Source organism: Mesorhizobium sp. M1088 (assembly GCF_040318575.1).
Taxonomy (GTDB): Bacteria; Pseudomonadota; Alphaproteobacteria; order Rhizobiales; family Rhizobiaceae; genus Mesorhizobium.
Genome location: NZ_JAMYMO010000007.1, coordinates 88,719 through 111,494, shown reverse-complemented (window position 1 = coordinate 111,494; position 22,776 = coordinate 88,719). Strand labels below are relative to the sequence as shown.

The 22,776-nt window shown below is 62.4% G+C and carries 24 protein-coding genes; 12 read left to right on the top strand and 12 right to left on the bottom strand.

Annotation, left to right across the window (positions count from 1 at the left end):
• The first annotated feature begins 330 nt into the window (after positions 1–330).
• Positions 331–2,583, top strand: a complete 2,253-nt coding sequence (parC, locus tag NKH49_RS11510; protein WP_352926115.1) for a DNA topoisomerase IV subunit A — start codon at positions 331–333, stop codon at positions 2,581–2,583.
• 249 nt (positions 2,584–2,832) lie between these two features.
• Positions 2,833–4,053: an AI-2E family transporter gene (locus NKH49_RS11505; protein ID WP_352542394.1), complete on the top strand. Its 1,221-nt coding sequence runs from the start codon at positions 2,833–2,835 to the stop codon at positions 4,051–4,053.
• Here NKH49_RS11505 and NKH49_RS11500 read toward each other — a convergent pair.
• From NKH49_RS11500 to NKH49_RS11490, 3 genes are all read right to left on the bottom strand, one after another.
• Complete coding sequence (locus NKH49_RS11500; RefSeq protein ID WP_352472036.1) at positions 4,041–4,937, bottom strand: DMT family transporter; 897 nt, start codon at positions 4,935–4,937, stop codon at positions 4,041–4,043. The genes NKH49_RS11505 and NKH49_RS11500 overlap by 13 nt on opposite strands.
• A gap of 122 nt (positions 4,938–5,059) precedes the next feature.
• The gene (locus NKH49_RS11495) at positions 5,060–5,824 is read right to left on the bottom strand and encodes an arginyltransferase (protein WP_352472035.1); all 765 of its coding nucleotides are present in this window, start codon (positions 5,822–5,824) and stop codon (positions 5,060–5,062) included.
• 138 nt (positions 5,825–5,962) lie between these two features.
• Positions 5,963–6,433 carry an RDD family protein gene (locus NKH49_RS11490; protein ID WP_352926112.1) on the bottom strand — a complete coding sequence of 157 codons (471 nt, stop codon included), beginning with the start codon at positions 6,431–6,433 and terminating at the stop codon, positions 5,963–5,965.
• 210 nt (positions 6,434–6,643) lie between these two features.
• On the opposite strand from NKH49_RS11490, the gene sthA reads away from it, so the two are divergent.
• Positions 6,644–8,032, top strand: a complete 1,389-nt coding sequence (gene sthA, locus NKH49_RS11485; RefSeq protein ID WP_352472033.1) for a Si-specific NAD(P)(+) transhydrogenase — start codon at positions 6,644–6,646, stop codon at positions 8,030–8,032.
• A 9-nt stretch (positions 8,033–8,041) separates the two neighbouring features.
• Here sthA and NKH49_RS11480 read toward each other — a convergent pair whose 3' ends face one another.
• Complete coding sequence (locus tag NKH49_RS11480; protein WP_352542396.1) at positions 8,042–8,716, bottom strand: alpha/beta hydrolase; 675 nt, start codon at positions 8,714–8,716, stop codon at positions 8,042–8,044.
• A 215-nt stretch (positions 8,717–8,931) separates the two neighbouring features.
• Here NKH49_RS11480 and NKH49_RS11475 point away from each other — a divergent pair, with 215 nt between their 5' ends.
• Positions 8,932–10,107, top strand: coding sequence for an OpgC family protein (locus NKH49_RS11475; RefSeq protein WP_352926110.1), 1,176 nt, complete (start codon positions 8,932–8,934; stop codon positions 10,105–10,107).
• A gap of 23 nt (positions 10,108–10,130) precedes the next feature.
• On the opposite strand, the gene NKH49_RS11470 is transcribed toward NKH49_RS11475, so the two are convergent.
• The gene (locus tag NKH49_RS11470) at positions 10,131–11,213 is read right to left on the bottom strand and encodes a LacI family DNA-binding transcriptional regulator (RefSeq protein WP_352926108.1); all 1,083 of its coding nucleotides are present in this window, start codon (positions 11,211–11,213) and stop codon (positions 10,131–10,133) included.
• Positions 11,214–11,376: 163 nt separating this feature from the next.
• Here NKH49_RS11470 and NKH49_RS11465 point away from each other — a divergent pair, with 163 nt between their 5' ends.
• Both NKH49_RS11465 and NKH49_RS11460 read left to right on the top strand, forming a co-directional pair.
• Positions 11,377–11,520 (top strand): hypothetical protein, encoded by a 144-nt coding sequence (locus tag NKH49_RS11465; RefSeq protein ID WP_352472030.1) that lies wholly within the window; start codon positions 11,377–11,379, stop codon positions 11,518–11,520.
• A 57-nt stretch (positions 11,521–11,577) separates the two neighbouring features.
• Positions 11,578–11,721, top strand: a complete 144-nt coding sequence (locus NKH49_RS11460; protein WP_352472029.1) for a hypothetical protein — start codon at positions 11,578–11,580, stop codon at positions 11,719–11,721.
• Between the two features lie 26 nt (positions 11,722–11,747).
• On the opposite strand, the gene NKH49_RS11455 is transcribed toward NKH49_RS11460, so the two are convergent.
• Entirely contained in the window at positions 11,748–12,110 is a 363-nt protein-coding gene (locus NKH49_RS11455; protein ID WP_352766908.1) for a DUF423 domain-containing protein, read from the bottom strand.
• Positions 12,111–12,171: 61 nt separating this feature from the next.
• Positions 12,172–13,431: a multidrug efflux MFS transporter gene (locus NKH49_RS11450; protein ID WP_352926106.1), complete on the bottom strand. Its 1,260-nt coding sequence runs from the start codon at positions 13,429–13,431 to the stop codon at positions 12,172–12,174.
• A 170-nt stretch (positions 13,432–13,601) separates the two neighbouring features.
• On the opposite strand from NKH49_RS11450, the gene NKH49_RS11445 reads away from it, so the two are divergent.
• Both NKH49_RS11445 and NKH49_RS11440 read left to right on the top strand, forming a co-directional pair.
• On the top strand, positions 13,602–14,264 hold the full coding sequence (locus NKH49_RS11445; RefSeq protein WP_352702620.1) for a GntR family transcriptional regulator: 663 nt from the start codon (positions 13,602–13,604) through the stop codon (positions 14,262–14,264).
• A gap of 96 nt (positions 14,265–14,360) precedes the next feature.
• Positions 14,361–14,618, top strand: coding sequence for a DUF982 domain-containing protein (locus NKH49_RS11440; RefSeq protein ID WP_023674477.1), 258 nt, complete (start codon positions 14,361–14,363; stop codon positions 14,616–14,618).
• Between the two features lie 51 nt (positions 14,619–14,669).
• On the opposite strand, the gene NKH49_RS11435 is transcribed toward NKH49_RS11440, so the two are convergent.
• Positions 14,670–14,828, bottom strand: a complete 159-nt coding sequence (locus NKH49_RS11435; protein ID WP_352449291.1) for a hypothetical protein — start codon at positions 14,826–14,828, stop codon at positions 14,670–14,672.
• A 113-nt stretch (positions 14,829–14,941) separates the two neighbouring features.
• The gene (locus tag NKH49_RS11430) at positions 14,942–15,985 is read right to left on the bottom strand and encodes an aldo/keto reductase (protein WP_352926104.1); all 1,044 of its coding nucleotides are present in this window, start codon (positions 15,983–15,985) and stop codon (positions 14,942–14,944) included.
• Between the two features lie 280 nt (positions 15,986–16,265).
• Between NKH49_RS11430 and ppk2 the strand changes: the two genes are divergently transcribed.
• Positions 16,266–17,189, top strand: coding sequence for a polyphosphate kinase 2 (ppk2, locus tag NKH49_RS11425; protein ID WP_352926102.1), 924 nt, complete (start codon positions 16,266–16,268; stop codon positions 17,187–17,189).
• Between the two features lie 48 nt (positions 17,190–17,237).
• Here ppk2 and NKH49_RS11420 read toward each other — a convergent pair whose 3' ends face one another.
• From NKH49_RS11420 to NKH49_RS11410, 3 genes are all read right to left on the bottom strand, one after another.
• Entirely contained in the window at positions 17,238–17,885 is a 648-nt protein-coding gene (locus tag NKH49_RS11420) for a dihydrofolate reductase family protein (RefSeq protein ID WP_352926100.1), read from the bottom strand.
• A gap of 400 nt (positions 17,886–18,285) precedes the next feature.
• Positions 18,286–19,317, bottom strand: coding sequence for a porphobilinogen synthase (gene hemB / locus NKH49_RS11415; RefSeq protein ID WP_352542426.1), 1,032 nt, complete (start codon positions 19,315–19,317; stop codon positions 18,286–18,288).
• Positions 19,318–19,403: 86 nt separating this feature from the next.
• Positions 19,404–20,228 carry a DUF8605 domain-containing protein gene (locus NKH49_RS11410; protein ID WP_352472018.1) on the bottom strand — a complete coding sequence of 275 codons (825 nt, stop codon included), beginning with the start codon at positions 20,226–20,228 and terminating at the stop codon, positions 19,404–19,406.
• A gap of 145 nt (positions 20,229–20,373) precedes the next feature.
• Here NKH49_RS11410 and NKH49_RS11405 point away from each other — a divergent pair, with 145 nt between their 5' ends.
• The 3 genes from NKH49_RS11405 to ldtR all read left to right on the top strand — a co-directional run bounded on the left by NKH49_RS11405 (position 20,374) and on the right by ldtR (position 22,554).
• A complete protein-coding gene (locus NKH49_RS11405) occupies positions 20,374–21,417 on the top strand; it encodes an enoyl-CoA hydratase/isomerase family protein (protein WP_352542403.1) in 1,044 nt (347 codons plus the stop codon).
• On the top strand, positions 21,414–21,836 hold the full coding sequence (locus tag NKH49_RS11400) for a DUF6163 family protein (protein ID WP_023674485.1): 423 nt from the start codon (positions 21,414–21,416) through the stop codon (positions 21,834–21,836). The genes NKH49_RS11405 and NKH49_RS11400 overlap by 4 nt, the downstream gene beginning before the upstream one ends.
• A gap of 202 nt (positions 21,837–22,038) precedes the next feature.
• On the top strand, positions 22,039–22,554 hold the full coding sequence (ldtR, locus tag NKH49_RS11395) for a transcriptional regulator LdtR (protein ID WP_023674486.1): 516 nt from the start codon (positions 22,039–22,041) through the stop codon (positions 22,552–22,554).
• The last annotated feature ends 222 nt before the right edge of the window (positions 22,555–22,776 follow it).

Genomic DNA, 22,776 nt, shown 5'->3' with positions numbered 1-22,776 from the left:
TCGCGTCGTCACCATTCGGTGACGAACTGGACCGGAAAAAGGCGGGCCTCGGCACAATGGTCGAAAATCGCGGCCAAAGGCAAACCCGATCCATCAGCCTTGCGATAGAAGCAGGATGTAACGGATTGATGTTGGCCGGCGTCGCGACGCTTCCAATTCCTGTTGCATAATGGGTGTCGCGCAAAAATGTGCAACGGTTTTGCGATAACGACATGCATCAAAACAAGGACCTAAAGCGTCGCATGGGGCCGGTCGAACGCGATGCGCTTTAGGAGCACGCATACCGGTGTGCCTCTTGCCGCGAATCACCCGCTCGGCTAGTGCCAGCCCATGGGAAAAAGGCTTTTGCCGCCCGAGAGTGGCGGCGGCGACAATATTGAGCCGGTCGATCTGAAGAAGGCGCTGGAAGAGCGCTATCTCGCCTACGCGCTGTCGACCATCATGCACCGGGCGCTGCCGGACGTGCGCGACGGATTGAAGCCGGTGCATCGTCGCATCATGCATGCCATGCGCCTGTTGCGGCTCAACGCCGACCAGGGTTTTGCCAAATGCGCCCGCATCGTCGGCGAGGTGATGGGCAAATTCCATCCGCATGGCGACCAGTCGATCTACGACGCGTTGGTGCGGTTGGCGCAGGATTTTTCGATGCGCTACCCGCTGGTCGACGGGCAGGGCAATTTCGGCAATATCGACGGCGATAACGCCGCCGCCATGCGCTACACCGAAGCGCGCATGACCGAAGTGTCGACGCTGCTTTTGGAAGGCATCACCGAGGACGCCGTCGATTTCCGCCCGACCTACAACGAGGAAGACGAGGAGCCGGCCGTGCTGCCCGGCGCCTTCCCGAACCTGCTCGCCAACGGCTCGTCCGGCATCGCCGTCGGCATGGCGACCTCGATCCCGCCGCACAATGCGGCCGAGCTCTGCGACGCCGCGCTTCACCTGATTGATCATCCGGATGCGCCCGTCACCAAGCTGATGGATTTCGTGCAAGGTCCGGATTTCCCGACCGGCGGCATCATCGTCGACAGCCGAGCCTCGATCCTCGAAGCCTACGAAACGGGTCGAGGCGGCTTTCGCGTCAGGGCGAAATGGAGCCAGGAGGACCAGGGCAGGGGCACCTGGAACATAGTCGTCACCGAAATCCCCTATGGCGTCCAGAAGGCCAGGCTGATCGAAAAGATCGCCGAGCTCTTGATGGCGCGTAAGCTGCCGCTGCTCGAGGACATCCGCGACGAGAGCGCCGAGGACATCCGCGTCGTGCTGGTGCCGAAGAGCCGCTCGGTCGATCCCGGCATCATGATGGAATCGCTGTTCAAGCTGACCGAGCTCGAAAGCCGCTTTCCGCTCAACATGAACGTGTTGTCGCGCGGCAAGGTGCCGAACGTGCTGTCGCTGAAAGGTGTGCTCAAGGAATGGCTGGAGCACCGCCGCGACGTCCTGATCCGCCGCTCCAAGCACCGCCTCGGCGAGATCGAAAGGCGGCTGGAGATCCTCGCCGGCTATTTGATCGCCTACCTCAACATCGACGAGGTGATCAGGATCATCCGCGAGGAGGACGAGCCCAAGCAGGTGATGATGGTGCGCTGGTCGCTGACCGACACCCAGGCTGAAGCCATCCTCAACATGCGGCTGAGAGCGCTGCGCAAGCTCGAGGAATTCGAAATCCGCGAGGAATTCAATGGCCTGACCGGCGAGAAGAAGCAGATCGAGGCACTGCTTGCGTCCGACGCCAAGCAGTGGGCGACGATCAAGTGGGAAGTCGCCAATGTTCGCCAGAAATACGGGCCCGACACCGAGATCGGCAAGCGCCGCACCGAGTTCGCCGACGCACCCGAGCATGACCTGACCGATATCGCCCACGCCATGATCGAGCGCGAGCCGGTCACCGTGGTCGTTTCGGAAAAGGGCTGGCTGAGGGCCATGAAAGGTCATCTGACCGACCATTCGGCCCTGACCTTCAAGGAAGGCGACAGCCTCAAGCTCGCCTTCCACGCCCAGACGACCGACAAGGTGCTGGTCTTCACCACCGGCGGCAAGTTCTACACGATCGGCGCCGACCGGCTGCCGGGTGGGCGTGGCCACGGCGAGCCGATCCGCATCATCGTCGACATGGACAACGACCAGGATATCGTCACCGCTTTCGTCCATGATCCCAAGCGCAAGCTGCTGCTGGTGTCGCATGACGGCAACGGTTTCATCGTGCCGGAAGAAGAAGTCGTCGCCAACACCCGCAAGGGCAAGCAGGTGATGAACGTCAAGGCGCCCGACGAAGCCCAGCGCTGTGTGAGCGTCGCCGGCGACCATCTCGCCATTGTCGGCGAGAACCGTAAGATGCTGGTGTTCCCGCTGGCCGAGATCCCCGAGATGGGACGCGGCAAGGGCGTGCGCCTGCAGAAATACAAGGATGGCGGTGTCCTCGACCTCAAGACCTTCACGCTGGCAAGCGGCCTGTCCTGGCAGGATTCGGCAGACCGCACCTTCACCAAATCGCGTGACGAGCTTGCCGAATGGATCGGCGCCCGCGCCTCGGCCGGCCGCATGGTGCCGAAGGGTTTCCCGAGGACTGGCAAGTTCGGGTGAAGCGGTAATCTCCCCCCTCGAGGGGGAGATGGCCGGCAGGCCAGAGGGGGTCCCCGCGCATGAAGCGCCAGCCTGCTTTGTTCGTGGTAAGGTCGCGTCAGGACGTCCCGACCCCCTCTGTCGCCTTCGGCGACATCTCCCCCTCAAGGGGGGAGATTAGCAGCGCCACCCGAACATTTGGAATGTCGTCACGATTGCTGCACTATATCAGTGCATAAGCGATGCGATGGGCTAGGGAGAATTGGGCGCTTGAAGGAAATCAGGATCCAGAAGCCGGAGCGGCAACAGCGTCTGTTTGGCCTGTCGACGCCGCTCAGGGCCGCTGTCATTCCACCGCTGTCGGCGGCGCGCTGGCTCCTGGTGCTGATCGTCGCCGCCGGCGTATATTTTTTCCACGGCTTCCTGTTCCCGGTCCTTGCCGCCCTGGTTATCGCTTTCGCCAGTTGGCCGCTCTATCGGCGGCTGCTCGCAGGCGTCGGCGGCAACCGCACGATTGCCGCTACGCTTGCGATCCTGTTCATCCTGACCTTCCTGGTGGTGCCGATCGCGCTTGCCGGCACCTACGCCATCAACGAGGTGCGCGAATGGGTCGGCTGGGCTATCGAGACCAACCGCTACGGCGCGCCGACGCCGCACTGGATCGCCACGCTGCCTGTAGTAGGCGAATGGCTCAATGAACAGTGGACGGTCAACGTTGGCCATCCAGGCGGTATCGGCGAACTGATCCAGCTGATCAGCGGCGCCAATATCGGCAGCATCTATCGCGGCGCGCTTGCCGCCGGCGGCAGCGCCTTCGGACTTTTGCTGACGCTGCTGTTCATGATGATCGCATTGTTCTTTGCCTATCGCGACGGCGAGCATTTCGCCGGGCAGGTCGATCGCCTCGGCGAACGCATCCTGCCGGCCCGATGGGAACGGATCTCACGCGTGGTGCCGGCGACGATCTCGTCGACGGTTACCGGTATGACCGTTATCGCCATCGGCGAAGGACTGGTGCTGGGCATCGCTTACTGGTTGGCCGGCGTACCGTCGCCGGTGACGCTCGGCGCGCTGACCGGCATCATGGCGCTTATCCCCGGCGGCGCGCCGCTGTCGTTCACGCTGGTCTCGATCTATCTCGCCGCCAGCGGCTCGCCGATGGCGGGGCTGGCGCTGTTCGTCTGGGGCGCGGTCGAACTCTTCATCGTCGACAAGACATTGCGCCCGAAGCTGGTCGGCGGGCCGATAAAGCTGCCCTTCCTGCCAACCTTTTTCGGCCTGATCGGCGGCGTCAAGACAATGGGTTTTCTCGGCCTGTTCATCGGCCCGGTGCTGATGGCCCTGCTGGTCGCAATCTGGCGCGAATGGCTGCGCGAGGTGGAACTGACCGATGAACTCGCTGCCGCCGAACCGGCGGAGCAGGAAGATGCACCGCCGCAGATTGAAATTGTTGCCGAACGCGCCGCCGCGAAAAAGAATCAGGCCGGGTGACTGACGGCGAACGTGGCGCGGCGCTTGCGCCCGTCGTGCAACTGCCAGAGCGAATGGCCGATCAAGGTCATGATGAGGATCGCGCCGCCGATCAGGCTGTTGCGCGTCGGTGTTTCGGCGAAGATCATCCACACCCAGACCGGCGCCAGCACGGTTTCAAGCAGGTAGAACATCGCCACCTCCGGCCCGGAGATGTATTTCGGGCCGTTGGCGAGGCAGAAGAACGAGATCGGCATGATGACGGCACCGTTGAAGACGATCCACCATGGCGCGTTGACGTGAAAACCCACCTTGGAAACCATCAGGGTGGCGACGGCCAGCGGCAGGACCACTCCGATCAGCGCCGTGAAACCCATATCCTTGCCGCTGGCGCGCGAGATGGTGATGGCCGCGGCGATCATGAAAGCCGAGCATAGCGCCATCAGGTCGCCGAAGAGATGTCCGGTTCCAACGGAATCGCCGACAATGATCGTCACGCCGACGATCATAAGTGCCAGCGCTGCAAGCGTCAGGGGCCGTGGCCTCTCCTTCAGGAACAGCCATGACAAAAGGGCCGCGAACATGGTTGTGAACGCCAGGATGAAAACGAGGTTGGCTGTCGAGGTATTGTAGACACCGGTGATGAAGGCGATCGAGCCGAGCCCGTAGAGGCCGGCAACGATGAGCCCTGACCAGCCCGGTACAAGCTGCGGTGCCTTTGCGCTCAGCGATCGCCAGGCGGCCCAGATGATAAGCGTGGCGACGAAGGTCGTGCCGGTGCGCAACAGCAGGATCGTCCACGCCTCGCCGTCGGCGAGCCGGATCAGCGGAATGTCGACGGTCAGCGTCAGCCCGCCGATGGCGGTGATCAGAAGGCCTCTCTGGTGGTCGTTGTGGGAAGACATGCGGCAATTCTCGCGTAGGCTTGGAGGCGCAAAATTGACCCGCCCGGTTTCCCAGCCGATCGGCCGGAAGCCCAGCGGCATCCTCCTCGAAACAATTTAAGAGTGAATACCGAAAGCGAAGATCAGCGCGAAACCGCTTCGTGATTGTAGCGTTCCCAGCCTTTCGGGCCGAGATGCTCCTGCGGCTGGAAGCGCATCTTATAATTCATCTTGCGCGAGCCGTTGACCCAGTAACCCAGGTAGACATGGGGCAGGCCCATCGCCCTGGCGCGGGCGATGTGATCGAGGATCATGAAGGTGCCGAGCGAACGGTCCTCGAAGTCCGGGTTGAAGTAGGAATAGACCATCGACAGGCCATCGGCCATCTTGTCGGTAAGCGCCACGGCGATCAGTTCGCCCTGGCCCTTGCCGGTAATGAAGCTGTCAGGTCCGCGGCGACGGTATTCGATGACCTTGGTGTCGACATGGGTATCCTCGACCATCATGGCGTAGTCGAGCACGGTCATGTCAGACATGCCGCCACGGCGGTGGCGGACGTCGAGATAGCTGCGGAACAGCGAATACTGTTCGGTGGAGGGTTCGGCGTCGTGCATGGCGCCGACCAGATCCGAATTATGCTGTATGACCCGTTTCATGTTGCGGCTGGCGGTGAATTCCTGCGCCAGGATGCGCACGGACACACAGGCGCGGCAGGTCTCGCAGGCCGGCCTGTAGGCGATGTTCTGCGAGCGCCTGAAACCGCCCTGCGTCAACAGATCGTTCATCTCGGGGGCCTTGTCGCCGACCAAGTGTGTGAACACCTTGCGCTCGAACTGGCCCTCGAGATAGGGACATGGCGAGGGCGCGGTCAGAAAGAACTGCGGCGACTGGGTCGGGTGCTGCGTCATCGAGCCTTGGAAATACTCCTGCGAATCGCTCTACCTTTGGCGCGGACGCCGAAAAATTCAACAGGATTGTGAAAGCCTGGTTGATTGGACGTCTTCACATTTGTGCGCAAAGGCTGCGGCCGCGCTTCAAAAGTCTGCTCAGCGGCCACTGCGGCTGACAACGGTGCCGAGCAGCAGGTCGTGCAGCGTGCGCTTGCGGTCGGAAAACAGGCTCACCAGCAGGACCAGCGGCGAAAGGATGACATTACCGGCCCAAAACAGCACCGAATGCACGACGGCGGTCAGCCCGTCGATGCGGCTGCCGTCGAGTCGGTCGAGCCGGATGCCCATCATCTTCATGCCGGTGGTGGCCTGGTCTTTACTGCCGAGCGTGTTCCAGATGTAGAGGATGGCGACGGTCGGCACGAGAATGGAAAACAGCATCCAGCCGAGGCCGAGCGTCAACAGCCCGAACAGGAACACCAGGATCGCGAATGGAATGGTGAGCAGCGCGACGATGAAATAGTCGATGACGAAAGCGAGAATGCGCCGCGCGCGCACGCCCTCATAAGAGCGGACATCTTCGAGCCTGCTGGTGATGATTTCGCCGTCGAGAACGCGAGCGTTCATGCCATTTCCTCGTAATCGAACCCGGGTTAATGCACGGGCCGCGTATTGATGAAATGGTGAAGGTTCGCGGCGGAATCAAGATCGAGCCTTTCGCCGCCGTGTAGATGGCGACAGAGCGCCTGGGGCCGTCTGACTTGTTGAATTCACGGCGCGGATAGCGTTAGTTTGCTGCGGCGCACAAAGCGCGCCGAGCCGAGGGGACGGGGCGACATGGACTACGACATGCTGGTCATCGGCAGCGGCCCATCCGGGCGCCGCGCCGCGGTGCAGTCGGCCAAGCTCGGCAAGTCGGTGCTGGTGGTCGACAGGGGCCGGCGTCTCGGCGGCGTTTCGGTGCATACCGGCACTATACCGTCGAAGACGTTGCGCGAGACGGTGCTCAACCTCTCCGGCTGGCGCGAGCGCGGCTTTTATGGACGCGGCTACCGCGTCAAGCAGGACATTTCGGTCGGCGATCTGGTCGAGCGCCTGCACAAGACGCTCGACCATGAGGTCGAGGTGCTGCAGCACCAGTTCATGCGCAACACGGTCAAGAGTGCGCGCGCCGCGGTAAAATTCCTGGGCCCCAACAAGGTCAGCCTGACCACCGACACCGGCGACTACAGCGAGGTTGGCTTCGCCCATGCGCTGATCGCGGTCGGCACCCGGCCGCACCGGCCGCGCGACGTGCCGTTCGACAAGACACGGATCTTCGACAGCGACGAGATGCTGGAGCTCGATCGGCTACCGCGCACGCTGACGGTGATCGGCGCCGGCGTCATCGGCGTCGAATATGCGACAATCTTTTCGGCACTCGACGTTCCGGTGACACTGGTCGAGCCGCGCAACACGATGTTGGATTTCGTCGACCGCGAGATCGTCGACGACTTCATCCATCAGATGCGCGACCGCGGCATGACCATCCGATTGGGCAGTGCCGTCAAGGAGATCGCCTCGAAACCCGACTATGCTGAGGTGACGCTGGCCGACGGCCGCACCATACGTTCCGAGATCGTGCTTTATGCCGCGGGACGCACCGGCAATGTCGGCAATTTAGGGCTCGACGCCGTCGGCATCGAGGCTGATTCGCGAGGCCGCATTAAGGTCGATCCGCAGACCTTCCAGACCAGCGCGCCCAACATCTATGCCGCCGGCGATGTCATCGGCTTTCCGAGCCTGGCATCGACCTCGATGGAGCAGGGCAGGGTGGCCGCCTGCCATGCCTTCGGCGTGCCCTTGCCGCCCCCGCCCGAAACCTTTCCCTACGGCATCTACGCCGTGCCGGAAATCTCCACCGTCGGGCAATCCGAGGAGCAGGTGCGCGAGAGCGGTGCCGCCTACGAGGTCGGCGTGGCGCGGTTCCGCGAGACATCGCGCGGCCACATCATGGGTGTCAACACCGGTTTCCTGAAGCTTCTGTTCTCGATCGAAACACGCCGTCTGCTCGGCGCCCATATTGTCGGCGAGGGCGCGACCGAACTCATCCACATCGGCCAGGCGGTCATCAATCTCGGCGGCACAGTCGACTTCTTCGTCAACAACACCTTCAACTACCCGACGCTGGCGGAAGCCTACAAGATCGCCGGGCTGGACGCCTGGAACCGCATGGGGCGAGGGTAGCTTCGGGGCTCATCGATCCGACGCTGCAACGGCGACCGCAGGATCCGCCAGCCATTGCCCGACGATGTCGGCGTCCGGATCGCCGATTTCATGGCCGGAGGCAATGGTGTGGGTTTCGACCTTGGCGCCATGCGAGCTCAGTAGAGCGGCCAGCACCGGCGCGAATGGCGCGTAGGTCAGGTCGGCGGCGCCGGCGACGATCAGAGCCCGCGCCTTCGACAGGTCGGCCGGCGGCACCTCGTCGAGCACCGGCATCGGACGCAGCAATGCAGCGCGCTCGATGAAGCCCGGATGCAGCAGCATGACGCTTGAGACCAAATTGGCGCCGTTCGAATAGCCGAGAAAGGTCGCGTGGCGGAGATCGAGGCTGTGGCGCTTCGCGACGCCGGCGACGAAGGCCGCGAATGCCTCCGCCTCCGCGCGGATGCTTGCCTGCTCGAATCGCGTCGGGGTGATTCGCGTGAACCAACGGAACCCGTCCTCCTGAGGGATGCGGCCACGGACCGCAACCAGCGCCGCATGCGGCGCGATTTGCCGACCAAGCGGCAGCAAGGTCGTCTCGTCGACACCCGATCCATGCAACAGGAACAGCCAGTCACCCAGTAAGTTGGCGGGTCGATGGAGCCGGTAGAAAAAGCCTGAATTCTCCTGCAGAATACCGTCTTCGAGGCTCTCCTCGGCCATGGTCACATCCTCTTGATTTCGCGTTACTTTCGTTAATTTGCCGGCTTCAAAACAAAATATTTTCAAGCTCCGCGAAAGTTGATTGAACCGGGCGCATTTCAGTCCGTTTCTTTGCCGATATAATCCCCGCGGGGGATCGAAGCAGTGTGCGCCGGGTGGTCGCCCGAGGGATCGCATGCCGGACATAAAACAACCAGCTTTAAGGCCTTTTATCGATGACCATGCCAGTTTCGCCGGAACGCGATACGCGTATTGACGTGTTCCGGGCTCTCGCCCTCCTGACCATATTCATCGACCACGTGCCGGGCACCGTTTTCGAAACCCTGACCTATAAGAATTTCGGGTTTTCGGATGCGGCCGAGGCCTTCGTGCTGATCTCCGGCATGTCCGTCGCTCTTGCCTACGGCACCAAATTCCAACCAGGAAACCGGCTGGTCGCAACGCTGAAGATGTGGCGCCGCGCCGGCGTGCTCTATGTCACCCACATCGTCACGACGATGGTGGTCATGGCTATCTTCTGCGCAGCGGCGGTGTTTGCGAAACGGCCGGACCTTCTGACCCTGATCAACATCGAGCCGCTCGTCAGGAACCCGCCGCAAGTCCTCGTCGGCATCGTCACGCTCGGCCATCAGCTCGGTTACAACAACATACTGCCGGTCTATGCGGCCCTGCTGTTGATGGCGCCGGCCTTCCTGCTGTTCATCAGCTACAGGCCGCTGGCGGCGCTTGCCGTATCCGCAGCCCTTTGGCTGATTGCCGGTATCTACCAGATCGCGCCGCCGAACTACCCGGAGCCCGGTTTCTGGTTCCTCAATCCGCTGTCATGGCAATTGCTGTTCAATATCGGCATGGCCAGCGTGTTGCATGTGCGGCGTGGCGGCACCGTCCCTGTCAATCGCTGGCTGGTCGGCGCGGCCGCCGCCTATGTGCTGACGGCGCTCGTCTGGGTGCACAGCCCGCTGTGGGGGCATGTGTCATGGCTTGACCTGCCGGTGGTGCTGACCGGTTTCGACAAGACGTTCCTGTCGTTGCCGCGGCTGCTGCACATCCTGGCGATGAGCTATCTGGTCGTCGCCTTGCCCTTCGTCTCGAACCTGTTCCGCACCGGCCGCGACAATCCGCTCGCCATATTGGGCAAACGCTCGCTGCCGGTTTTCATTGCCGGCACGGTGATTGCCATGGCGGCGCAGGTGATGAAGCTGATCAACCCGGGCGGCATTGCCTATGACAGTCTGCTGCTCGCCGCCGGCATCGCCATGCAGTTCGCGCTCGCCTTCTATCTGGAGTGGCTGTCCGCCATCGGCTGGTCCGGCAAGGGCAAGCCGGTCCGCAACGAGGCGCCGCCTGTCCGTCCATCCTTTGGCATCGGTCCCATGGCGGCCAATAGGTAAGATTTGGAGCCGATCTGCCCCAGTCAGCCTGTACTTGGCGGCGGTCCGGACGATGCCCTGACGACAAGTTCGACGTCGAGCGTTTCTCGCCGCACGGTGCCGTCGAAGTCGAGGATTCTTCGCGCTGCCCGGCGGCCGATCTCGGCGATCGGCTGGGCGATGGTGGTGAGCGGAGGCTCGCAAGTTGCGGCTTCAGGCACGCCGTCGAAGCCGACGACGGAAACATCGCGGGGAACCGCGATGCCCCGTGCGTTGAGCCATTCCAATGCCACCATCGCGATCCGGTCCGACATCGCCAGGATGGCGGTCGGCGGTTCCGCCGAGGCGAAGATGGTTTCGACACTGGCCCTTGTGCTCGCCTTATCGTTTTCCGTCTCGTAGACCGGCACCTTGGCGGTGTCGACACCAAACCGGGAAAGCTCTTCGAAATAGCCGAGGAGGCGGTCACGGGTTCCGGTATAGACCGCGGTCCGGACCTGCTCGGGCGAGACAAGACCGGTGCTGTCGTCGGCGAAGGCCAGCGACAGCACGGCGAAGCGGCGATGTCCAAGTTCCGCCAGATGGCGCGCCGCGAGCCGGCCGCCGGCAACATTGTCGATACTGATCGCCGAGACCGTCTCGTCCTGCGAGCCGAGCTCGAGCGCGACGAAGGGGAGCTTTCGTTCGCGCGTCAGCTCAACGAGACGCGGACCGCCCTCGATGCAGAAAAGGATGAAGCCATCCACGAGGGCGCTCTGGATATTCCAGGCAAGTTTTTCCTCGTTGCCAGCCGACACGAGGGCTATCCCCGCGCCGGTGGCGTCGCAGGCTTCCGAGATGCCGGCCATCATCACGCGGGCAAACGGGTCGTCGAAGAAATAGGACAGCGGCTCGGTTGTGGCGACGCCGATTGCATTGACCTTGCCGGCGCGCAGCAGCCGGCCCTTGGGATCCGGGCCGGCGTAGCCCAGCGCCTCGGCCGCCGCCTTGACCCGCTCGCGGACTTCCTCGCGCACGATTTCGGGACGGCTGAAGGCATTGGAGGCAGTGCCGTGCGATACGCCCGCGGCTTTGGCGATGTCTGCCAGCCGGATGGGCCTCCTGCTGCCCTCGGTGGGTGATGTCATTTGTTCGTCTCCAGGACTCCTGTCCGACAGTAGTGCCGATTACCTAACATCTTCCTTGGATCGATTCAAATTTTTGCTTGACATTTATGCTGTGACGCATATTCTTGAATCGATCCAAGAGCGGTTTTGCCCGCACATTGGATCGATACAAGAGGAGAGGGCCATGCACCCCGTCAATTATCTGTTCGAGGACATTTACCGGAACGACTGGAGCATCCGCTCGAGCGCGGAGGCCCGCAAGGGGCGCGACAGGACCGGTCCGTGGATTCGCGACCTGCGTTTCCTCGTAGGACGCAAGCGGAGCTGATCGGCGGCCTATTTTTTGTGCCCGCTGATTGGATCGATTCAAAAAGGAGATTAAGCCATGCACCCGATCAAGCATCTGTTCGAAGACATCTATCGCAATTATTGGGGCATATCGCCGGCCACCGAACGGCCGGAGCGGCGGCGTGTGGTCAAAACGGCCAAACGCGACGGCCAAGTCCGGCCCGAACGTCGCCAAGACTGACAGAACCGGCGAACCTGGCTGCCGCGTCAAGGGCGCGGCCGCACCAGCGCCGAGGCGGCCATCATCAGCCAGCCGCCGATGAGCAACGTGCCGCCGATCGGCGCCGACATCGGGAACAGCCGCGAGCCAAGGAAGTCGCGGGCCAAAAGATCTCCCGAGAACAGCAGAAGCCCGACGAGAAGGATGAGGCTTCCGGTTCTCAGGACGCTATTTCCACCGAGCAGCCCGACCGCAAGGAAGACCGGCGCGTGCATGAGCAGGAAGGAGGCGGCCGTACCGACGAAAGCGCCGCCGAGATGCGCCGCCGCCGCCGAAAGCCCCACGCCGGTTGCACCGCACAGTCCGCCGGCAAAAACCAGAATGCTGCTGCCTGCCGTGTGTTCAGCCATGCTCGTTTCCACGCCTCCGTGATTCCTGACAACCGCCTGAGATAATGCTTGCGAACCCGTGTCAGGATTTGCCGGCTTCCGCCAGCATGTCGCGTTCGCGGCGCGACTGGACCAGCCAGTTATAGGCCGCTCCGCCCGCCATCAGAATGGATGTGCCGAGAAACACCGAGCGCATACCGAAATGGCCGCCGGCGAAGCCGCCGAGCAATGGTCCGGCGACCTGCCCGACATATTGCGCCGAGATCGACAAGCCAAGCACATTGCCGCCGACCCCGTCGGGCACATTGTGGCGGATGACGCTGGTGATGCAGGGCAAAAGACCGCCAAGCGCCAGGCCCATCAGGAAACGCAGGACGACGAGTTGCCAGCCCTGGGTAACGAAGGCCTGCGGGATCAGCAGCAGCGCCGAGACGGCGAGTGCGGCAACGATGACGTTCCAGTGGCCGATACGGTCGGCGAGCTTGCCGAGCCGCGACGCCGACAGGATGGCGCCGAGCGCTGCCGCGGACATGACGATGCCGGAGACCAGCGTGACCTGGCTCTGATCTTCGATGAGCTGCTGGACATAGACGGTGATGATCGGCTCGATCGACATGGTAGCGAAACTCAACAGCATGCCGGTCGCCAGCATGGCGACGACGGGGCGCTTGTCGGGAATCTGCGACCAGCCGTCTTGCACTTTTTCTTCTGACGCGGCCTTGGCGGCAACCGGGCGAGGCGCCTCCTTGATCAGCAAGGTGGTTGCCAGAAACGCCAGGAAAATGACGCCGCCGGCGAGCAGGAATGTGGCGCGGATGCCAATCAGCGGCGGCAGCGCGCCGCCGAGCAGCGGACCGACCAGGGCACCGGCGGTGATACCGGCCGACAGCACGCCCAGCGCCCAGCCGGAGCGATCCTTCGGCGTCTGCATGGCAACCAGGATGGTCGAGCCCGAAGAATAGCCGCCGGCAAAGCCGATCAGCAGGCGCAAGAGCACCAATTGCCAGACAGTCTGCACCATGCCGGTCAGCGACATGCACAGCGCCATGCCGAAACTGGCGCGCACCAGCATCAGTTTGCGGCCGTAGCGGTCGCCTAACCGCCCCCACAGCGGTGCGACCAGCGCGGCGGCAAGGAAGGTGGCGCCGTAGGCGATGCCCGACCACTGCACGATCGCCGCATGGCCCTTGGCGCCCAGCTGCTCGACGTAGAGCGGCAGGAAGGGCAACAGCAGCGTCATCGCCACAAGCGTGCTGAACGAGCCGGCAAAACACACGGCGAGATTGCGACGCCAGTGAACGTTATGTGTGCCTTGCACGGCGAGGGTGGTGTCTTGCGGCATGTCAGAGACTGCTATCGCTGAGTTGCTGTGGATACCATTTTGGGATACCAAGCTGGTATCCGTCATGGACGCAAAGGCTGGTCGCTGTCAATGCGGTCCCTGCAAAGTGATCGCCAATAATGGCCGGTGAACAGAGGGCCAATGAACCGGCTCCAACAAACGGAACGCCAATGTCGCAGATGCAGAACGTCGAAAAGCAGCTTCGCGAGATGATCCTCGGGCTCGAGATCGGTCCCGGCGAGCGGCTGACGGAGCGCTGGGTTGAAAGCCGCTTCGGCGCCTCGCGCACGCCGGTCAGGGCTGCGTTGCTGCGGCTCGAGACCGAAGGCCTGATCTGCCGCGACGGCCGCGGCTGGACGGTCTCGCCCATCAATCTTGCCGAGCTGGAGCAGATCGCCGTCTATCGCGAGGCGGTCGAGGTCGCGGCAGTCAGGCTGACTTGTGCCTTGCAGGACAGGGGTGCCGTCGAAATTATCGAGGCTATGCTCGATTCCTGCGACGACCAAACCCCGCGCGAGGAATGGCATCGTGTCGGCATGGATTTTCATATCGAGCTGGCACGCCTGTCAGGCAACGAGTTCCTGTTCAGAGCGGTTCGCGATGCGATGACGCGCCTGTCGCGCGCCCGCTGGCTCGAGGTTCGGGACGAGGCAGCGCTTGGCCGTGCCTGGGCCGAACACCATGCCATTCTGTCGGCGGTGCGGGCCGGCGATGCCGATAGCGCCGCCCGCCTGCTTTCGGCCCATATCATCGGCAGCCGCGACCGGCTGGTGACCTCGCTGCGCAACGACCGGCGCGGCCTGCGCGCCCGGGGATTTGCCGTCGTCGCTTGAGTGAGGATCGGCTGCCATTGATCACGAAAAGAGCAGATGAGCGAAGAATGCTACTTTCGGTCTCGCTTCGCAAATGCCGATGGCGTAAGAGCGGCGATGGAAAACAACCGATTTGACACACCCGTGACCGTCAAGGGCGCGGCGGGAAGCAATCAGCTCTTGCGTACGGCCCGGGAGGCTTCCGACTACCTCCTCAACAATTGGCCCGGCAAGCGCAGCCCCAAGCACCGCGAAGCGTTGCAAGCCTGTCATGATGCGCTGGCCGGCGACAAGCCGGCCATGAACGCAAGACGGGCCTTCATTGCCGCCGCTCGTGAAGTGAACGTCTTCGTCAGCGACAAGGCGCCCGCCTGAGGCATAGCGGGATTTGACCGAGGCCCGGACCGCCTGACAGGCCGGGCGTCATCACTCGGTCGTTTCGGTTTTGGTTTGGGACTCGCTCTCGCCCTCGGGCTTCGATCGCTCCTTGGCTGCGACCTTGGCAGCCTGCTTTTCCGCCTTCTTGGCGGCCTTCTGCCGGTCGCGTTCCTTGCGTTCCTGACCGTAGTTCGGTGCTCGTGCCATATCGTTTCCTTTCGTTGTGCTTGGCCTTTGCCTAGGAGCATTGGACCGCAAACACAACACCGCAAGGCACGATCGGGCTCCATATCTCGGCGCAGTCCGGAGAGCCCGGCTTTTCAGGCGCCGTCGCGGTCGAGAACGAGATCGGCCGGCCCGAACCGGTCCTTTGCCGTGAATTGCTGGTGCCAGTAGGGATAGAGCACGGGCGGCCTGCTGACCACATCGAGCCGTGTGCGCTCCTCATCGGCAAGCACAAGGCTTGCAGCGGCGATATTGTCTTTGAAATGCGCTTCGGTTCGTCCGCCGATCACCAGCGAACTGACAGCGGGCCGGCCGAGCAGCCAGGCAAGCGCCACCTGCGCCGCCGACACGCCGTGGTTATCGCCGATATCGATCAGCGTGTCGACGATCCGCCACAGCCGGTCCTCGTCGCGGATCGGCGGTTCCGACCAGCCGCTGAGCTGGCGGGCGGTCGGCTGGTCACGGTGGTATTTGCCGGACAGCAATCCGCCGGCAAGCGGGCTCCAGACCAGCACGCCGAGCCCCTGGTCGACCGAGATCGGCAACAATTCATACTCGGCCTCGCGCGCTTCCAACGTGTAATGGATCTGCTGGGTGACGAAGCGCGGCTGGTGATGACGGTCGCTGATCCCCAGCCCCTTCATCACTTGCCAGCCGGAATAATTGGAGCAGCCGACATAACGGACCTTGCCCTGCGCGACCAGCGTGTCGAGCGCGGTGATGGTTTCCTCAAGCGGTGTCAGGCCATCCCACTCGTGCAGGAAATAGATGTCGATGACATCCGTCCTGAGCCGCTTAAGGCTCCTTTCGCATTCGCGGATCAGATGGTAGCGCGACAGGCCTTCATCATTGGGGCCTTCGCCGATCCGCATGCGCGCCTTGGAGGCGATCAGCACGTCGCCCTTGCGCTTGCCGCCGAGCGCCTCGCCGATGATCTCTTCCGACACGCCGTTCGAATAGACGTTGGCGGTGTCGATGACATTGACGCCGGCATCGATGCAAAGGTCGATCATCCGGCGCGCCTCGTCGAGATCGGTCTTGCCGACCGCCGAAAACGCGCCGCCGCCGCCGAACGTCATGGTGCCCATGGTCAGCGTCGAAACCTTCAGCCCGGAACGGCCGAGAGTGCGGTATTCCATGTCGTATCCTCACAATTTATCGGGAAAGGGCGTTGCAGACGACAGCCCTCAATGAACCGGCTATTTGTAGGATAATTCGTTCCGCTTGTCGCCCGTTCCGCAGGGCAAGCTCGATCACATCTTGCGGATTTAAACGCACAGCCAGCGCAGTAGTGGCTGCAATAAAACCGTCATTGCCGGCCTATACTAACATCGGTCCAGCGCTTCGATTTCCGGCCGCCGGGCCGGGCGGCAGAGCGCCTGACAGCGGCCGGCAAGGCCTGTAAGCGGAGCAGCGTAAATGACCAAGATAAAACAGAATTCCCCGGCCAGGGACTGGCTGGAAGCGGAACTCGCCGACACGCTGGATGAAGACTATGAGCTGGAAATCTCGGAGCCGGCGCTGTCGATGGAGATCGCCAAGATCTACAAGAATGCGCATCCGCCATCGATCGACCGCCTGCAGTATTTTCGCGATCTCATCACGCTGCAATCCGAGTTGATCAAGCTGCAGTCCTGGGTCGCCTATCACAAGAAGAAGCTCGTCGTGGTTTTCGAGGGCCGCGACTCGGCGGGCAAGGGTGGTGTTGTCAAGCGCATCACCCAGAGGCTTAATCCGCGCATCTGCCGCGTCGCAGCACTTCCGGCGCCGACCGAGCGCGAGAAGTCGCAATGGTATTTCCAGCGCTACGTTCCGCATCTGCCGGCCGGCGGCGAGATCGTGCTGTTCGACCGCTCCTGGTACAACCGCTCCGGCGTCGAGCGGGTAATGGGCTTTGCCCAGCCGGATCAGGTCGAGGAGTTCTTCCGCGACGTTCCGGATTTCGAACGCATGCTGGTCCGCTCGGGCATTACGCTTGTCAAATACTGGTTTTCGATCACCGACGAGGAGCAGCAGATGCGCTTTTTGATGCGCATCCATGACCCGATGAAGCAATGGAAACTGTCGCCGATGGACCTCCAGTCGCGCGTGCGCTGGGAGCAGTACACCAAGGCCAAGGAAGAAACGTTCGCCCGCACCAATATCCCGGAAGCCCCGTGGTTCATCGTCGAGGGCAACGACAAGAAGAAACGGGCACGGCTGAACTGCATCGACCATCTCCTTAAGCAGATGCCCTATGAGGAGGTGCCGCACGAGGAGATCACACTGCCGAAGCGCGTCTTCAATCCCGAATACGAGCGCCAGGTACTGCCGCGCGAACTGTATGTGCCGGAGAAGTACTGACTAAAGCGGCGAGGAGGGCGCCGCTCCATGGCGGCACCCTGCAACAAGCTAGGTGCGCTCGATGATGACATGCGTGGCCTTCGGCGTCGCGACCTGCTCGCTGCAGCGATAGCCGAGCTTGGGCATGTCGATGCCGGCAAAAAGGCTCTCGCCGGCGCCTAGCAGGACCGGTGAGATCGCCAGATGCATTTCGTCGATGAGCTTTTCCTTGAGATATTGCCGGATCGTAGAAACGCCGCCGCCCAGCCGTACATCCTTACCGTCAGCCACTGCGTTCGCCTTCTCCAGCGCTGAGTGGATGCCGTCGGTCACGAAATAGAAGGTCGTGCCGCCCTCCAAGACAATAGGATCACGCGCATGGTGCGTGAGCACGAAGACCGGCACGTGGTAGGGTGGGTTGTCACCCCACCAGCCTTTCCAGCTGTCATCCGGCCATTCGCCGCGGATCGGCCCAAACATGTTGCGGCCGAGGATCCATGCGCCGACATTTTCGAAGCTGCGTGCCGCGAACGCCTCGTCGGTGTCCGTGGTCCCGCCATCCTTGCCGAGGACCATCTTGCGGAAGGTGCGGGTGCCGAACATCCATTCGTGCAGGGCTTCTCCGCCAACACCCAGCGGGTTCTTCAGGTCTTGGTCGGGACCGGCGCCGAAGCCGTCGATCGACAGGGTGAAGGCGCTGACGCGAAGCTTGGACATGGGAGCCTCCTCGATAACCAATTGTGACATGCAAGCAGTTATCGGGGTAGCTTAACTGATTGCATTTTGCAAGCGGTATTTTGAATCGCCGGCGGGGCAATCGCTTCCAAATCATGTTGGAATAACCAATCTCAATGTCGGCGCCGCCCGTCATCCGCCTGCCGGCAGCTTCTCCCTGTATAGTGACGGGGAGAAGGGGCTGGCCGCAACGTCGATGTTTTTGCAACGCTGGAGATTGGTGAAATCTTTTACGAACGCGTCTTTCTCCCTGCCACTTTACAGGGAGAAATGCCCGGCAGGGCAACGAGGGGCAGCGTAAACTTGAAGCGATGTCCTGCGGCGTTCCATGTGGCGCTTTGGACGAACGAACACTACTCGATGTAGACGCTACAAAGGCGCATCACCCCTTGAGCATCGCCGCCACTTCCGGCGCGAAGTAGGTCAGGATGCCGTCGCAGCCGGCGCGCTTGAAGGCGAGCAGCGATTCCAGCATCGCCTTTTCGCCGTCGATCCAGCCATTGGCGGCGGCGGCCTTGATCATCGAATATTCGCCCGAGACCTGATAGGCAAAGGTCGGCATCTGCAACTCGACTTTCAGCCGGCGGATGATGTCGAGATAGGGCAGGCCGGGCTTGACCATCAGCATGTCGGCGCCCTCGGCCAGATCCTGCTCGGCCTCGCGCACCGCTTCGTCGGAATTGGCGTGATCGATATAATAGGTCTTCTTGTCGCCCTTGAGCAGGCCGGCGGTGCCGACCGCCTCACGGTAGGGGCCGTAAAAAGCGGATGCGAACTTGGTCGCATAGGACATGATCGCCACATCCTGAAATCCATTGGCGTCGAGCGCATCGCGGATGGCACCGATCCGGCCGTCCATCATGTCCGAGGGGGCAATGATGTCGGCCCCCGCCGCTGCCTGGATGACGGCCGCCGCCGTCACTTGCTCCACCGTTTCATCATTGACGATAATGCCCTCGCGCAAGATGCCGTCATGGCCATGCGAGGTGAACGGGTCAAGCGCCGCGTCGGTGATGATGCCGATCTCCGGCACCGCCCGCTTGATGGCGCGGGTGGCGCGGTTGATGATGTTTTCCGGATCGAGGATGTGCGAACCGGTCTGATCGCGCAGGCCGAGCTCCACATTGGGGAAAGTGGCGATCGCCGGAATGCCAAGCTTGGCCGCGCGCTCAGCCTCCTTGACGGCGAGGTCGAGCGACAGGCGGAACACGCCGGGCATGGCGGCGATCGGTTCGCGCACTTGTCTGCCGTCGACGACGAAGATCGGCCAAATCAGATCGTCGACCGAGAGCCGGTTCTCCTGGACAAGGCGGCGCGACCAATCGGCCTTGCGCATGCGCCGCAGACGCCGGCTGCCGGTGATCTCGTCGACGCTGCGCGCGCCGGCAGGCTTTGCAGGGGTGAATTTGTTCATCGCAAAAACTCCGGATCGGGCGGCTTTTACCACGAGCCTCCGCTGCTGACCAATGCGACACGATTGTGCCAGGGTCCTGTCGGGCGCTATTCTGGTTGGCCATTGCCCGACAGGATCTGCGCAGCACCCCGCATGGCGACGCGGAATGCCTCGTCGAAGCTGACGCCGCGCACTTGCCAATTGTAGCTCTTGCCATTCAAGGCAAGCCGCCAGTCGGCTATCCAGCCCAGTTCCTTGTCGCTCCAGACGATACTGCCGGCGAGCGCCTGGTCGGCTCCGGCCTTCCTGGCAAGCTGGTCCAGCGTCGTGATATCGGCATGGCGCAGGGCCTGGTCGTCAAGCTTCGAGGCCGACAGCAGTGACGCTTCGGGAAACACAATCGGCATGACCAGCGGACCGGTGGCATTGACGAAGGATTCGCGCATCGCCGCCCCGCGCTCATCGTCGGCGGTCAGCACGAACTGCCTTGTGCCTTGCTCCGCCGCCAGGAAAATTGCCAGGCGTGGCCGCTCGCCAAGCCATGGTTTGCTGCCAAGCGCGGCAAGCACCGGATCGATAACGTCAGGCCTGTACAGACAAGTGAGATCATGCGGCCGGTCATGGGTGCCTTGTTCGTCATGGATTGGAATGCCTTCGAGACGGTCGCGATAGCGGAATTCGGCAACGAAGCTGCCGGCCTTGTCGCGCAGCGCCGCCATCTCAGTTCTCTTCGGCAGCCGCTGATCGCCGGACACACGAACCAGCACCGCATCGAGGCAGGCCTTGAAGCCGATCTGCCTGTTGACCTCGCCCTGGCCGGTGACGATGGTCTGCGATTGATAGAGCTCGTCGACGGTTTCGGCCGATACGGGAGGAGTGTTCGCAGCGATCAGGCCGACCACCATAACAGCAAGGCGCGGCAACCAAGGCATGGTTCAACCTTCCGGTTCAAAGCGCCAGCATTAGCACTGGGTGACGCCGACGACCATGCAGCGGATTGGCCGCCGCCATTGACGCGGCCATGCGCCACGCTTTAGCACTTCACTCCCGGCGGGCGCGGGGAGGGATTCTCTGGCGATGGATTTTGGCGGAGGCGACGAGATTCGCTTCGAAAGATTGGGCAGGGCTGGCGTCGTCACGCTGACGCGGCCGCAGGCGCTCAATGCCGTAACCCACCGCATGGTCAAGGCGCTGGACAAGGCGCTGCGCAGTTGGGAGCGCGACGACGGCGTCGACGTTGTCGTCGTCAAGGCCGAGGGCAGGGCATTTTCGGCGGGCGGCGACATCCTCCACATCTACGAAGCCGGCCGCGCAGGAAGGCCTCCGGTCGATTTCTTCGCCGATGAATACCGGCTGAACGCCCGCATCGCCCGCTTCAAGAAACCCTATGTCGCGGTGATCGACGGCATCGTCATGGGCGGCGGCGTAGGTATCTCCTTCCATGGTTCGCAGCGAGTGCTGACCGAAAACGCCCAGTTTGCCATGCCCGAGGTCGGCATCGGCTTTTTCCCGGATGTCGGCGCCAGCCATCTGTTGCCGGATCTCGGCGGCAGCTTCGGCATGTATCTGGCGCTGACCGGCAACCGCATCCGCTATGGCGATGCTTTGTGCTCGGGCCTCGCCACCCATACGATCAAGGCGGAGGACCAGGCCGGCTTCCTCGACCGTCTGGCGGAAAGCGGCGACCCGGAATCGGTGCTGCGCGGCTGCTTCGTCCCGGCCAGGCGCGAGACCGACAGGCCGACGCTGGAAGCCATCGCCCGGCATTTCGCGCAGCCGTCGCTGGCCGATATCGTCGCCAGTCTGGAGCGGGCAGCCGCTGCCGACGAGTTCGCGGCAAAGACGCTGGCCACCATCCGCACACGTTCACCGACCAGCCTGCATGTTGCATGGCGCCAGATTAGCGCCGGGCAGACGTTGTCGATGGACGAGTGCATGAAAATGGAGTTCCGTATCCTCAACCGCATGCTTGCCGGGCACGACTTCTATGAAGGTATCCGCGCCGCCATCATCGATAAAGGCTCGACGCCGCAATGGCGGCCGGCAGGTATCGATGACGTCAGCGCCGCCAACGTCGACGCCTATTTCGCATCGCTCGGCGAACGGGAACTGAAGCTGTGAGCGAGGTCGCCTCGAGACGCGTGGTGCTGCAGCCCTCGACGATCGAGGTCATCTTCGCCTGGTTCCAGCGCGTCATCGCCGGCTACTGTCTGCTGTTCGGCATCTTGTACTGGATCCGGCTGATCGGCTTTTACCCCGGCCCGTTGTGGCGCTTCGACCTGATGCCGGTACACTGGCAGGTGGCGGCGGTGGTGCTGGCGGTGTTTTTTCCGTTCGCTGCCGCCGGCCTGTGGATGCTGGCGTCCTGGGGGCCGGTGATCTGGTTCATCTGCGCGGTGACCGAGTGCGTCATGTATGCTGGCTTCCCCGAGTTGTTCGGCCACCGGCCGCTGATCGTCGCCTCGCACCTTGCGGTGGCGCTGCTCTACATAGTGTTCCGCGTGGTGATCTGGATCCAGAAGCGGCAACCCCGGCGATAGCAATTCCGGCCAGGATCGTTGGCTAAATCTTTAGGTTAATTATCCTTGCTCGGGTGACCGTCCGTTAAGCCTCTTTCGAAACCCCTTACCGGTAAGCTCTTGTTAGCCTTGGCGTTTAAGTCGAATTTTATGAGTATTCGATAGTGTCGCGGTCAAGGTGAAGAACAAAAAATCACCGGGCGACAAACGAGAGGCAAAGACAATGATCAATTCGCGTCCGGCGGCGAAGACCGCCAACGTATCCGATGACCGCCGCGAGGCGATCCGTTCGCTGTACATGGAATCGCTGCAGCTGGTCGAGCGGCTGCATCGCCGTCTGCTTGATGTGATCAAGGACGAATTCGACCGCAACGGTCGCTCCGACATCAACGCCATCCAGGCGCTGCTCCTGTTCAACATCGGCAATTCGGAGCTGACCGCCGGCGAACTGCGCTCGCGTGGCTACTATCTCGGCTCGAACGTCTCCTACAATCTGAAGAAGCTGGTCGATCTCGGCTTCATCAACCACCAGCGCTCGCGCATCGACCGCCGTTCGGTGCGGGTTTCGCTGACGCCGAAGGGCAATGAGGTGGCGGAAGTCGTCGCCGGCCTCTACGAGCGCCATGTCGGTTCGATCGAGCAGGTTGGCGGCATCAACACGGAGGAGTTCAAGCAGATGAACCGCGCCCTGCAGCGCCTGGATCGGTTCTGGAACGATACCATCGCCTACCGGATGTAATCGCATCCGCCGCATCTAGATTTGAAGCTGGACTACGGAAGTGCTGCCGCGGAGTGGACCAAAGGCCGGTGCCGAAAAGCACCGGTCTTGCCGTTTCGTCAGGCCGGCCGATCCAAATTCGAGCAACAGCCACGTTGCCGCCATATTCCAATGGAACCGAAGATGCGGGTGATGCTGGGGCCAAAGCCGTGCATTTGTCCTGTGCTCAAGTCACTTCCCATG

Bases quoted from the DNA above. Each gene is read 5' to 3' on its own strand.
- parC (WP_352926115.1), top strand. From the start codon at position 331: ATGGGAAAAAGGCTTTTGCCGCCCGAGAGTGGCGGCGGCGACAATATT.
- NKH49_RS11500 (WP_352472036.1), bottom strand. From the start codon at position 4,937: ATGTCTTCCCACAACGACCACCAGAGAGGCCTTCTGATCACCGCCATC.
- NKH49_RS11495 (WP_352472035.1), bottom strand. From the start codon at position 5,824: ATGACGCAGCACCCGACCCAGTCGCCGCAGTTCTTTCTGACCGCGCCC.
- NKH49_RS11490 (WP_352926112.1), bottom strand. From the start codon at position 6,433: ATGAACGCTCGCGTTCTCGACGGCGAAATCATCACCAGCAGGCTCGAA.
- sthA (WP_352472033.1), top strand. From the start codon at position 6,644: ATGGACTACGACATGCTGGTCATCGGCAGCGGCCCATCCGGGCGCCGC.
- NKH49_RS11480 (WP_352542396.1), bottom strand. From the start codon at position 8,716: ATGGCCGAGGAGAGCCTCGAAGACGGTATTCTGCAGGAGAATTCAGGC.
- NKH49_RS11475 (WP_352926110.1), top strand. From the start codon at position 8,932: ATGACCATGCCAGTTTCGCCGGAACGCGATACGCGTATTGACGTGTTC.
- NKH49_RS11470 (WP_352926108.1), bottom strand. From the start codon at position 11,213: ATGACATCACCCACCGAGGGCAGCAGGAGGCCCATCCGGCTGGCAGAC.
- NKH49_RS11465 (WP_352472030.1), top strand. From the start codon at position 11,377: ATGCACCCCGTCAATTATCTGTTCGAGGACATTTACCGGAACGACTGG.
- NKH49_RS11460 (WP_352472029.1), top strand. From the start codon at position 11,578: ATGCACCCGATCAAGCATCTGTTCGAAGACATCTATCGCAATTATTGG.
- NKH49_RS11455 (WP_352766908.1), bottom strand. From the start codon at position 12,110: ATGGCTGAACACACGGCAGGCAGCAGCATTCTGGTTTTTGCCGGCGGA.
- NKH49_RS11450 (WP_352926106.1), bottom strand. From the start codon at position 13,431: ATGCCGCAAGACACCACCCTCGCCGTGCAAGGCACACATAACGTTCAC.
- NKH49_RS11445 (WP_352702620.1), top strand. From the start codon at position 13,602: ATGTCGCAGATGCAGAACGTCGAAAAGCAGCTTCGCGAGATGATCCTC.
- NKH49_RS11440 (WP_023674477.1), top strand. From the start codon at position 14,361: ATGGAAAACAACCGATTTGACACACCCGTGACCGTCAAGGGCGCGGCG.
- NKH49_RS11435 (WP_352449291.1), bottom strand. From the start codon at position 14,828: ATGGCACGAGCACCGAACTACGGTCAGGAACGCAAGGAACGCGACCGG.
- NKH49_RS11430 (WP_352926104.1), bottom strand. From the start codon at position 15,985: ATGGAATACCGCACTCTCGGCCGTTCCGGGCTGAAGGTTTCGACGCTG.
- ppk2 (WP_352926102.1), top strand. From the start codon at position 16,266: ATGACCAAGATAAAACAGAATTCCCCGGCCAGGGACTGGCTGGAAGCG.
- NKH49_RS11420 (WP_352926100.1), bottom strand. From the start codon at position 17,885: ATGTCCAAGCTTCGCGTCAGCGCCTTCACCCTGTCGATCGACGGCTTC.
- hemB (WP_352542426.1), bottom strand. From the start codon at position 19,317: ATGAACAAATTCACCCCTGCAAAGCCTGCCGGCGCGCGCAGCGTCGAC.
- NKH49_RS11410 (WP_352472018.1), bottom strand. From the start codon at position 20,228: ATGCCTTGGTTGCCGCGCCTTGCTGTTATGGTGGTCGGCCTGATCGCT.
- NKH49_RS11405 (WP_352542403.1), top strand. From the start codon at position 20,374: ATGGATTTTGGCGGAGGCGACGAGATTCGCTTCGAAAGATTGGGCAGG.
- ldtR (WP_023674486.1), top strand. From the start codon at position 22,039: ATGATCAATTCGCGTCCGGCGGCGAAGACCGCCAACGTATCCGATGAC.